At 49.7% G+C, this 11,296-nt stretch carries 9 protein-coding genes; 1 reads left to right on the forward strand and 8 read right to left on the reverse strand.

The window, feature by feature from the left end:
* The 4 genes from DG046_RS05000 to DG046_RS09800 all read right to left on the reverse strand — a co-directional run bounded on the left by DG046_RS05000 (position 1) and on the right by DG046_RS09800 (position 4,226).
* The gene (locus tag DG046_RS05000) at positions 1–1,440 is read right to left on the reverse strand and encodes an aminoacyl-histidine dipeptidase (RefSeq protein ID WP_108831457.1); all 1,440 of its coding nucleotides are present in this window, start codon (positions 1,438–1,440) and stop codon (positions 1–3) included.
* A gap of 52 nt (positions 1,441–1,492) precedes the next feature.
* Positions 1,493–1,987 (reverse strand): peptide-methionine (S)-S-oxide reductase MsrA, encoded by a 495-nt coding sequence (gene msrA / locus DG046_RS05005; protein ID WP_108831458.1) that lies wholly within the window; start codon positions 1,985–1,987, stop codon positions 1,493–1,495.
* Between the two features lie 8 nt (positions 1,988–1,995).
* Complete coding sequence (locus DG046_RS05010) at positions 1,996–3,333, reverse strand: GTP pyrophosphokinase (RefSeq protein ID WP_108831459.1); 1,338 nt, start codon at positions 3,331–3,333, stop codon at positions 1,996–1,998.
* Between the two features lie 143 nt (positions 3,334–3,476).
* Positions 3,477–4,226: a peptidylprolyl isomerase gene (locus DG046_RS09800; protein ID WP_234411460.1), complete on the reverse strand. Its 750-nt coding sequence runs from the start codon at positions 4,224–4,226 to the stop codon at positions 3,477–3,479.
* A 304-nt stretch (positions 4,227–4,530) separates the two neighbouring features.
* Here DG046_RS09800 and glmS point away from each other — a divergent pair, with 304 nt between their 5' ends.
* Complete coding sequence (glmS, locus tag DG046_RS05020; RefSeq protein WP_108831460.1) at positions 4,531–6,351, forward strand: glutamine--fructose-6-phosphate transaminase (isomerizing); 1,821 nt, start codon at positions 4,531–4,533, stop codon at positions 6,349–6,351.
* Between the two features lie 86 nt (positions 6,352–6,437).
* Here the strand turns inward: glmS and DG046_RS05025 are convergent, their stop codons facing one another.
* The 4 genes from DG046_RS05025 to DG046_RS05040 all read right to left on the reverse strand — a co-directional run bounded on the left by DG046_RS05025 (position 6,438) and on the right by DG046_RS05040 (position 11,287).
* Entirely contained in the window at positions 6,438–8,921 is a 2,484-nt protein-coding gene (locus DG046_RS05025; RefSeq protein WP_108831461.1) for an ABC transporter permease, read from the reverse strand.
* Positions 8,922–9,593 (reverse strand): ABC transporter ATP-binding protein, encoded by a 672-nt coding sequence (locus DG046_RS05030; protein WP_108831462.1) that lies wholly within the window; start codon positions 9,591–9,593, stop codon positions 8,922–8,924. It lies immediately after the preceding gene.
* A gap of 73 nt (positions 9,594–9,666) precedes the next feature.
* The gene (locus tag DG046_RS05035) at positions 9,667–10,632 is read right to left on the reverse strand and encodes a sensor histidine kinase (protein WP_108831463.1); all 966 of its coding nucleotides are present in this window, start codon (positions 10,630–10,632) and stop codon (positions 9,667–9,669) included.
* The gene (locus DG046_RS05040) at positions 10,625–11,287 is read right to left on the reverse strand and encodes a response regulator transcription factor (protein ID WP_108831464.1); all 663 of its coding nucleotides are present in this window, start codon (positions 11,285–11,287) and stop codon (positions 10,625–10,627) included. The genes DG046_RS05035 and DG046_RS05040 overlap by 8 nt, the downstream gene beginning before the upstream one ends.
* Positions 11,288–11,296 lie beyond the last annotated feature (9 nt).

An 11,296-nucleotide genomic window follows, 5' to 3' on the forward strand; every position in this document is an offset into this window, starting at 1 on the left:
TTATCCTTTCATTTTTAAAAGTTCAATAAGGTAATCGAAGACCCGATTGGTCGATGCGATGGACAAGTTTTCGCCGGGGGCGTGGACGCCGTCCATGTCAGGGCCAATGGAAATCATGTCCATCTTGCCGATGGAATCTTGCAGAATGCCGCATTCCAGGCCGGCGTGAATCATTTCCACCGTGGCATCTTTGCCGGTCATGTCTTTCCATAATTTCACGGCTTTGTCCCGAAGAGGCGATTCTTCCGCGTATTCCCAAGGGGCGTAGGCGGAAAGTTCTCGGAAGGTGCCGCCGCTTAATTCGCCGGCGATGCGGTTTTTCAGGGCGATTTCATGAATCTTGCTTTCCACATCGCTTCGGATTTGCATGGTAAAGACGATTTTTTCATCGTCACTTGCGGCGACGCCGACGTTGGTGGAGGATTCCACCAAGCCTTCGATTTTCTTGCTGAAGGTGTTGACGCCGTTGGGTGCGACGAGAAGGTAATTGATGACGCCGTCGGCCACCTCCTGAGCGAGGACTTTGTCGGCGGAGGCGGCTTCGATTTTAAGCGCGCCCTTGGGATCCGTGGCGACAAATTCCCTGAAGATCGTGTCGGCGGATGCCTTCAGTGCCGCCTTGACGGCTTCGACGTCTTTTGCGTCGACGCCGATAAGGGCTTCGGCATCTCTCGGAATGGCGTTGGGCTTCGAACCGCCGGAGAAATCAGCCAGTTCGAAATCGTAGTCGTAGGAGACTTCTCTTAAGATCCGCGCCAGCAGGAGAATGGGATTGCCCCGCTCGTCGTCGATGTCCGAGCCGGAGTGGCCGCCGCGGAAGCCGCCGAGATCGACGGCGAGGAACGTATCCTTTTCGGGCGCCTTAAATTCTTTTTCGAAGATAATTTCGGACACCATGCCGCCGGCACAACCGACGGTTATAATGCCTTCTTCTTCCGAGTCGATGTTGATTAATGTGCGGCCTTCAAAATACTTGCCGTCGATGGTGTGGGCGCCGGCCATGGACGTTTCTTCCTCGACGGTAACCAAGCATTCCAGCGCCGGGTGTTCGTAGTCGCCGTCTAAGATGGCGAGCATCATGGCCACGGCGATGCCGTCGTCGGCGCCGAGGGTGGTGTTCTTCGCGATGATTCGATCGCCTTCCACCACGGCTTCGATGGGATCATTTGAAAAGTCGTGTTCGTAGCCTTTTACCGCTTCGCAGACCATATCCATGTGGCCCTGCAAAATCACGGTGGGCTCGTTTTCGTAGCCTTTCGATGCGGGCTTTTTAATAACGATGTTTTTCCATTTATCTTGAATGACCTCGAGATCGCGATCCTTGGCCCATTGAACCAGGAAGTCGCTGATTTTTTCTTCTTCTTTGCTGCACCGGGGAATGTCCGTAATGGCGGCAAAGAAGTTTAGAACCGGTGAATCGCCGGTTAAACCTTTTATCATCCTATCACCTCTTCTTTATACTACATATTACACGAAACGCGCCGCTTCGTCATTACTTTTCGCTTTTATTCGGTAAAGGAATATGGCAATAGCCGCCGGGATTTTTCACTAAATACCGTTGGTGGTATTCCTCGGCTTCAGTGAAGTTTTCAAGAGGCGCCACCTCCACCCAAATCTTGCGCGTCGATTGGCTTTGACGCTTCTGTTTATCCGCTTCGTAGAAATCCTTCAGGGCCTCGTCCCCGGGCCGGTAATAGAGCCCTGTACGGTACTGGCGCCCCACGTCGTTGCCTTGGCGGAAATAACTGTATGGGTCAATGATTTTATAAAATAAATCCACGATTTGTTCCCGGGATATGACCTCGGGATCGAATTCGATAATCACGCCTTCCGCCGCCTTGCTCTTACCGTAGCAAAGATCTTCGTAGGTGGGGTTCGGAATGTCGGAATTAATGTAGCCCACCACGGTGGCGGTGATTCCATCGGTGCGCCGAAAGTATTCTTCCACGCCCCAAAAACAACCGCCGGCCAAAATAATTTCTGCCATGGTACCTCCTAATAGTTTAACATGCGCTCGATGCGCCCTTTATTATTCTGAAAATCTTCGTAGGACCGAATGTTTCTGAATACCTGAGAAATGGAATGGGTGCTCAAGCCGTAGTAACTGCTGATCATGTGGTTCATGGAGGGATCTTTTTCCACCATGGAGGCGTAGCAGTTTAAAATAAAGTCGATGACCGCCTCGTACTCTTCCTCGGAAAAGCCGCTGCTGTCCACTTCCCTTTTTATGGTCTCGATTAACAAACTTTCCAAATAGCGGAAAAATTCTTCGAAGTCGATCCTGGGCTCCGACTGCTCGATTTCGGCGATGATCTTAAAAAACAGATTCCAACCGAACTCCCGCTGCATGACGGCGTATACCGCCTTGCCCACACGCTCGGTAAAGGCCGTGGTAAAGGTTGGCCGCCGATCGAATTCTACGCCCTCGGCCACTTTAAAGCCCTTTTGGTCGATGTGGTTGATTCGGTTCAACAGGCGAATGAAATTTTCCCCCTCGTCGTAATCCAACAGAGCCTGGCATTTGTAGTCCAAATATTCCACGATAATGTCCGAGGTCTCGTTAAAGTCCACGACAAAACCAAGCTCCTTGCGAATGGTGCCCACGAAAATATCGTGAATGATTTTCGACAATAGGCTTTTCAGCTGCCTGTGATTGCTCTTCACCGCCGAGGAATCCATGTCGTTGACATGTTCGTATAGGATGCGCAACTGGCGGTCGATCATGGACAGATTGTCCTTGATTGAATGCATAATGTCCCGGAAAAATTCTTCCGTGAGCATGTAGTTGTAATTTTTATATAAGACCTTGTGGTCGATTTCCCCCCAGAATACATTGACCAGGGACTTGATCTGCAATTCGAAATTGAGCTTTTCGTCGCCCTTTTGAATGATTCCGTCGATTTTATAAATACCGAAGCCGTTTTTTTGAATCATAGGCTGGGCCGTTTCCATATCCAGAAAAATGTGTTTGTGGGTCGGCGATCGGTAGTAGCCGCCTCCCACGGGAATGTAAAACAGGTCTTTAATGGCCCGATAAATGGCCACCTCATCGTCGGTAAAACGACATTCGATCCGAAGCCCGATAATATCCTGCATGTGCCGGAGCATTTCCGCAGCGTCGTCGTAGCGCATATAGAGGCTGTTTCGAATAATTTTTTCTCTTAGAGAATTTGCCGATTTGATTCGTGAATTGACCGCGAGAAAACTGTCGTTGTCTTTAAATTCCATTTCAAAAAAGTTTTCAAGCTCCCGCTCGAGCTCCGCTATAAACTCGTATTTATTGTTCAACAGCTCGATGGAGCGGTCAATAAAGTTGAATAAATCCAGTTCCATATCTTCCCCCTGACATAGAACCAGTATATCACAGAATCGTGCAGGAAAACGATCCTTCTCCCCGATTAAAAAAGCGGCCCATACGCACGAAAACCGCTTGATTTCAATGTTTGTAAATAAAAAAGCGGCCGGAGCCGCTCATTTTATTTGTATTCGACTTTGTATTTCTTTTCGAGTTCAGCCACTTTTTCCAAGTAGCGTTCTTGTTGTTTTTGGCGCGTGAGTTCCATTTGGATTTCGCCGCGCACTTCGTCGAAGCTCTTTTCTCCTTCCGGATTGCCTTCGATGCGCTTAATGACGTGGTAGCCGAACTGGGTCTTTACGGGATCGGAAATTTCGCCGTCTTTCATGTCAAAGACCTTTTCATCGAATTCGGGCACCATTTGGCCGCGGCCGAAGGTACCTAAGTCCCCGCCGTTTTGATTGGAGGGGCAGGAAGAATGTTCTTTCGCCAATTCGCCGAAGTCTGCGCCGTCGCGGGCTTGCTTGGCAAGGTCGGCGGCCTTTTCTTCTTCGTCGACTAAAATGTGTGCGGCGTGAACGGATTCCGGTTTCTTGAAGAAGCGCTTGTTTTCTTCGTAGAATTTCTTCATGTCTTCTTCCGACACTTCCACGCCTTCGATGGTCTTGCTGAAGTTGTAGGATTTTAAAAGGGACTTTTTCGTGTCGGCAAAGACCTTTTTAAATTCTTCGTCTTCGTCCATCTTCTTGTCCATGGCATCCATAAGCAAGAGCTCTTGGCGCACCAATTCGTCTAAGATGTGCTTTTTGCCTTCGTCCCCTTGGAATTGAATGGCCATTTGGGGATTCATGCTCTTTAAATAGGCATCCACATCGGATTCGTGAATGTCAACATTGCCGATGGACGCCAATACTTTATTTTCTTCTGTCATTAATTTACCTCCTAATAAGTGTGGCTGTTTGCCTTTCACTGCTCTTTATCATAACAATCCCCTGTGTTTCCGTCAAGATTGTACCTATTCTCTAAATTGCGAAAGCTATGGTATAATGAAATACGTACGCAATTTATTTAAACGGGAGAAGATACTAAGCGCCAGCACCATTTAGGTGGACGAGGAATGAAGTGATCGAATTTTCGGCGGATGCTTCATAGGTCTGCAACCTGAGTATTGTACAAAACCCGGAGCAATCTTGGCACAAAATCAATACGGCAGCTCCCGAGATTAGGAGGATATTATGTGTGGAATTGTTGCCTTTAACGGCAAGGAAAATGCTGAAGAACGCATTCTTCAGGGACTTGAAAAATTAGAATACCGCGGCTACGACAGCGCCGGCATCGCCATGATCGACCATGGCCTCTTGAAAGTAACGAAGGCCGCCGGCCGCCTGGACGCACTGGAAGAAAAACTTCGCAAACATCCCCTCGAGGGCTACAACGGCATCGGCCATACTCGCTGGGCCACTCACGGCGTTCCCAGCGAAATGAACGCCCATCCCCACGTGTCCAGCGACCACAAGGTGGCCGTGGTGCACAACGGCATTATCGAAAACTTCCAGGCCATTAAAAACCGCCTTATGGAAGAAGGCTTCACCTTCTACTCCGAAACGGATACGGAAGTGGTTGCCAATTTAATCGCATCGAAACTTCACGGGGATTTGAAATCCGCCGTGGAAGAAGCTACGAAAGAACTGCGCGGCACCTTCAGCCTGGCCGTTCTCTCCTCCGACGATCCGGAAACCTTAATCGTCACCCGCAGAGAATCGCCTTTGATTTTAGGCATCGCCGACGACGGCATTTTCGCCGCATCGGACATCCCCGCCCTCTTGGCCTACACGCGGGATGTGATTTATTTAGACAACGACGATCTCGTAGTCATCGAAGGCGGTAAATACACCATCTACAACCACGGCGAAATCGTGGATAAAGAAGTAAAGACCGTGGAATGGAGCATGGAAAGCGCCGGCAAAGAAGGTTTTGATCACTACATGATGAAAGAAATCTTCGAACAGCCCAAGGCCATTCGCGACTGTTTGCTCCGCAAAGTCAACGACGGCTTCGTGAGCTTCGGCGATCAATCCTTTACGAAAGATGAAATCGAAAACTTCGACCACGTCTTTATGACGGCCTGCGGCACGGCCTTCCACGCCTCCCAAGTGGGCAAGCGCGCCTTGGAAGATGCCATGCAAAAAGAAATTACGGCGGAAATCGCATCGGAATTCCGCTACAATATGCCCTTCTTAAACGAAAACAGCCTGCTCATCGTCGTGAGCCAATCCGGCGAAACCGGCGACACCTTGGCCGTGCTCCGGGAAGCAAAGCAACGGGGCGCGAAGGTCCTCGCCATTACCAATGTGTTGGGCTCCAGTATCGACCGTGAAAGCGACAAAGTCATTTACTGCGACGCCGGCCCCGAAATTTCCGTGGCCAGCACCAAGGCCTACTCCACGCAGCTCTTGAGCCTCTATCTCCTGGCCCTGGACTTCGGCTACAAGCTGGGCACCTACGACGAAGAAGCGGTGAAGGTTGCCATCGAAGAGCTCTCCGGCGTTCCGGAAAAAATCGAATCCATTTTAGAGCATGTGGATGATTTGGATCCCATTGCAAAGCGCCTCTCCTCTCACCCGGCCATCTTCTATCTGGGACGCGGCATCGATTACCTGAGCGCGAAAGAAGGCGCCTTGAAGCTCAAGGAAATTTCCTACATTCACGCCCAATCCATGCCCGCCGGCGAATTAAAACACGGCAGCATCGCCCTCGTGGAAGAGGGACTTCCCATCGTCACCATTATCACCCAATCCCTTCTCGTGGAAAAAAGCATTTCCAACATTAAAGAGGTGAAAGCCAGAGGGGCCTACAACATCGTCATCACCGACGACGTCAGCGCCCACATCGACGAAGTGGCCGACGATCTGATTCGCATCCCCGCCATCTCCGATCTCTACGCCCCCATCCTCGCCGTCCTGCCCCAACAAATCCTCGCCTACAAAGTGAGCGTCCTCTTAGGCAACGACGTGGACAAGCCGAGAAACCTGGCGAAATCCGTAACCGTCGAATAAAAATAACGAATCGGCACAAGGCTTCTTGTGCCGATTTTTTCATGGAAAAAGGACTTCCCAAGGCGGAAGTCCTTTTTGAGTGCAATTCAATTTAAGTCTTCAACGAATACTTGCTCCAAACCCTTTTTTATAGAAAGACTGATCCCGATTCCCATGACGACGAAGACAAAGACAATGGGCAGATAGTTCGTCGTGAGGAAAAGATGTTTTGCGGCGAAAGTAATGGCGAATTTACTCCTCGCCGATCGCCCCAAGATGACCACGGGAAGCAAGATGGCGTAAAGGGCAAGTAGGCGAACAAAGAGCGTACCGCCTTCTCTGTAAACCATGGATTTCATTTGCCTTTTCGTCATGCCCGCCGTCATAAGCAGTTCAAAATCCCTCTTCCTCGCCCGTAAATTGCCGATAAAGCTATTGTAAGCATTGGTCAAAGCAATGAGGAGGAGGATCCCTTGAATGCCTCCGTTCAGTACGCGCACATTCCTCTCTGCCTCATTATCCAAGGCCCGACTCATGGCTTGAGTCAAGGTGGAGTGGTCGGTCTTCGGAATATAGGAGGCGATGACTTTCTCAAAATCTTCGGACACTTTGTCCACGTTTTTGTCCGCGCGCATTTTAATATTGTAACAACTAACCGGATCTGCGGGATCGTGTCCTTCCTTTTCAAAAAAGGCTTCCATGGTGGACTGTCGCGTAAACAGGGAGACTTCTTGGGCCGTCATGGGCTCGATGGCGAAGGGCATCTCGTCGATCACGCCGCCGATGCCGACGGCCATCACCTTGCCCTCCGCGGCGTAGCGCAAATTCACCGCACCGCTTCCGTCGGTGACGGGAATGTATTTCCGAAAGGCATAGGGGCTTCCGTCGTCGGCGGCGGTTTTATTTAAGAGCAAATACGACGTATCGCTATCGTATCCATTCGCCTCCAAAAGCTTTTCGTAATCCTCGTCGCTAAGCCCATACATCCTGGCATACAATTCCTTTGACTTCTTACCGTCTTTTAACGCCTTTTTCATGGGTTCCGAAAAGAACGCTCCGTTGTCTCCGACAAAGCACTTAAAGTTTTGCTTGCGATATAAATGCCATTCATCCGCTCCTTTTAGAGCCTTTAGATCCTCAATCATTTTGGGATCCATGGATCCCGGGGTAAAGATTACCGATGAAAAAGAATAGGGGCTGCGGAATTTATCGTAGGTCTCAGTGAGCCCGGAGTAGGCACCGGACACCATGACCACGGTGAGAATGACGGCCGAAAGCGCCGTGGACAAAAGGATCGTGCGGTAGGTTCTCATGTAAGAAAGGTAATAATCTTTGGCCAAAGTCTTTTCGACTTTTCCCCTTACTTTCGACGGACCCAGTCGCCCGTCCTTTTCCGATAGACCGTTTAATCCCTCGATAATATTTAATTTCCCGCAACGCTTCGCCGGCACCATGGCGGATAGATAAACCGCCGCCGCTGCCAGTATTAAAATAGCCAAAACCACATAGGGTGAAAGGCTCACAGGTTGAAAATCCGGCGCCTTAATTCGCTCGCTTAATATGTCGGACATAGCATAAATGCTCTTGGCATTGTTGCGCCACATTAAATACAAGAGTCCGTTGGCCACGCCATAGGACAGAGCCGTGCCCAGCAAAATCGGCCCCCTCGCCAAAAGAAAAGCGCGCCTGCGAATCATTTTCTTTACTTGTTTCTCCGTCATGCCCACACTTTTTAACAGGGCGATCTCCCGCTGATCCCGACTGTTCCACACGTTAAAAGCGCCGTAAATAATAAAGGCAAATAAGAGTACCAACAGACTCATGGGAATATACATTTCCAGTGCACGAGATAGCACATTTTTCGGCGGAATAATTCCATTGGGATAGATCAATTTATAATTCAAGAGACGGGTGTTGTAACCCAATCGCCCCTGACTTTCCGCCGTCTTCGGATCGATGCTTCGCTTCTGTAAAATCTCCCGCGTCAGGGTGTAGGTATCCCGTGGATTTTTGTACCATATATAGGCCTCTACGCCACTCGAACCGTCATAAAGTGCGTCTTTTGACGCATCTCCCAAGCGGCCGATCAGATAATACTCATCAAACGATATTTCGGGGCTCTCGTAAACGCCTACGATCCGATAAGTCTTCCCTTCCGCCTCGAAAGTGCTGTTCAGATGCAGATCCCGGTTGCTTTTCAAAAACGAATCGGGCACCAACAATTCGTCTTCTCTTTCCGGTCGCCTTCCCTCGACGGGTTCGAAGCTTTTTAATTGATTGAAATAATCCTCTCGTTCGTAAATCACGGCGTTACGGTCCGTTTTTACAATGCGATCGAAGGCAATTTTTTCGATGGCCGGATTCTTTTTTAGCTCATCGTAAAAAGAGGCGTCGACCTCGGCAATGGACGCGTGGTAATCGCCTGAATCGGCGATGGCAAAATCAACTTCCGCTTTTCTTAAAGAGGTAGTGATGAAGAGAATGGTTCCCAGCAGGATCACGGCAAGCAGTATGCTTGTTTTTACCGCCAAGGCGTCTTTTTTTCCGGCGTTGACCACGGAGGCAGCTAATTCACCAATTATTTTCATCATCTACACCTCCGAAGGGAAGAGTTTTCCATCGATCATGCGAAAAACTTTTTGGCAGCTGTTGGCCACCTTTTCATCGTGGGTCACGATGGCCATGGTGGAGCCGGTGCGCTCGTTGACCAATCGGAAAAGGGCAGTGATTTCTTCGGAATTTCGCCGATCCAAGTTTCCCGTGGGCTCATCCGCTAAAATCAGGGCGGGTCTCGTGATTAAGCTTCGGGCAATGGCCACCCGCTGCTGCTCGCCGCCGGAAAGTTGTTTCGGATAGCGGTCCAATTTATCTTCGATCCCGAGAATCGAAATAATCTCTTTAAAATAAGCTTCATCTTCCTTTCTTCCGTCGAGAAGCAAGGGGAGCAAGATATTTTTCCGCGCCGTAATATTCGGGATCAGATTAAAAAATTGGTAAATGACCCCGATGTTTCGTCGGCGGAAAATGGTCATTTCCTCGTTACTAAGGGTGGTAATGTTTTTATCTTGAATATAAATTTCGCCGCCGGTGGGCCTGTCGATGCCCGCCAAAAGGTGGAGTAAGGTGGATTTTCCCGATCCGCTGTCGCCGATGATTGCCACCAAGTCTCCTTTTTCCAACTGGAAATTCACGCCGTCAAGAGCGCGGACTTCCACCGACCGACCGTAGGTTTTCGTTAGATTCACTGTTTTTACAATATGCATAGGGTTCCTCCTTTTCTGAGCCTACGATATCAAGTGAAAGTGACCGGTCGGTGACCGAGTACCGATGCCTCGTCTATTCGTAAAAGCGCAACTCAAATCGATTTGATTCCTTGCCTTTTGTATAGAGGAGATCGCCGCCTTGTCTTTTCATAATCGCCCTTGCCATGGGAAGGCCGATTCCAAAGCCGGGTGTGTTGGGATCTTTTTTATAAAAGCGCCGAAATGCTTGTTCCAAGGTGTCCCGATCCATGCCTTCGTCGAAATCTTCGACGACAATGGATTTGTAGACATTGGTTTCTAGGAAAGTCATGGCGATGCCTCTTTCTTTGGACGCTTCCATGCCGTTCTTCGCCAGATTAAACAGGGCTTCGTAGGTCCATTTCTTATCGCAATAGAGAGCCACTGATTCGCCATAAATAGTGCAAGGGATCTTTTCTCTCCCGAAGGCACTTTCCAATCCTTCCGCCACGGATGTCGCCAGCTCCATACCGTCGACCGCTTCTTTTTTCATGGCCACCACGTCACTGTCCACCGCCGCCAATTTCAGTAGCGCATCGGAAAGGCCCAATAGGCGCTCCATGGATCGGCCCATACGTTCAAGGGCCTCTTTGTCCGATGCATCGTCGATGAGATCCAGCATAAGCAAGGTGCCTGTAATTGGCGTCTTGATTTGATGGGCGATATCTTCCGTATATTCCTTCAGTTGAACGCGACGCCTCTCAGCCTCTTGAGCGATGCGCTTATTTTCTGATGTCATCTTCACGATTTCATCTCTCAGCTTAGAAAAATCGTCTTCTTCGGCCTCATCGACTCGCGACTCCGGATCCGAACTATGTAGGAGGCGGATCATGTCGTCAACCTTCTCTTCGATCTCTAAGTAACCCTTCCCTTCAAAGCGATCGATGGCAAAGTAAAGCCCTGCGTTAATCATAAAAAATAGCGCGACGGTCAACCAATCGAAGCGGGGAAAGAAAGCGACTACAACCATGGAAAGGACGAGATTCAGCGATAGGATCAATAGGGTCTGTCTCTTAGTCATCGCCATCCTCCCAAAAATAGCCCATGCCCCGCACAGTTTTTATAAAATGGCCGTAAGGTCCCAGTTTCTTGCGAAGACGCTTCACGGCGACGGTGAGTGTATTATCGTTAACTTCGTCGCCAAAGCCCCACACCTCGTCGATTAATTGGCTTCGCAACAATTGTCTGCCCCGATGTGCCAATAGCATGGCCAGCAGATCAAATTCCTGTCTATTTAAGTCCACTGCATCGCCCCGCAAGATCGCCGTCTTCGATTGCCTGTCTAAGATCAGCTCTTTAAATTCCAACAACTCTTCTCCCGATCCGAGGCGCTTAAAAAGATTGTCAATTCGCGCCTTCAGTACGGGAAGGGAAAATGGCTTCGCCACGTACTCATCGGCCCCTTGAGACAGTCCCTTCACGACATAGTCTTCGTCGCCTTTTACCGTCAACATGAGAATGGGCAGTTTAGAAAAGGAACGGACCCAATTTAAGAAATCGAAACCTGATCCGTCGGGAAGATTTACATCGAGAATGAGCAGATCGGCGGAGCGTATTTGCTCTTCGCCCACATCGCCCAAGCGACTCGCCGCCACCACATCCATGTCGTACCGAGCCAGATACGTTTTCACGCCGTAGACGATGGTCTCGTCGTCTTCGATCATCAGAATCTTCAATGGTCGCCT

Source organism: Aedoeadaptatus coli, assembly GCF_900343085.1.
GTDB lineage: Bacteria > Bacillota > Clostridia > Tissierellales > Peptoniphilaceae > Aedoeadaptatus > Aedoeadaptatus coli.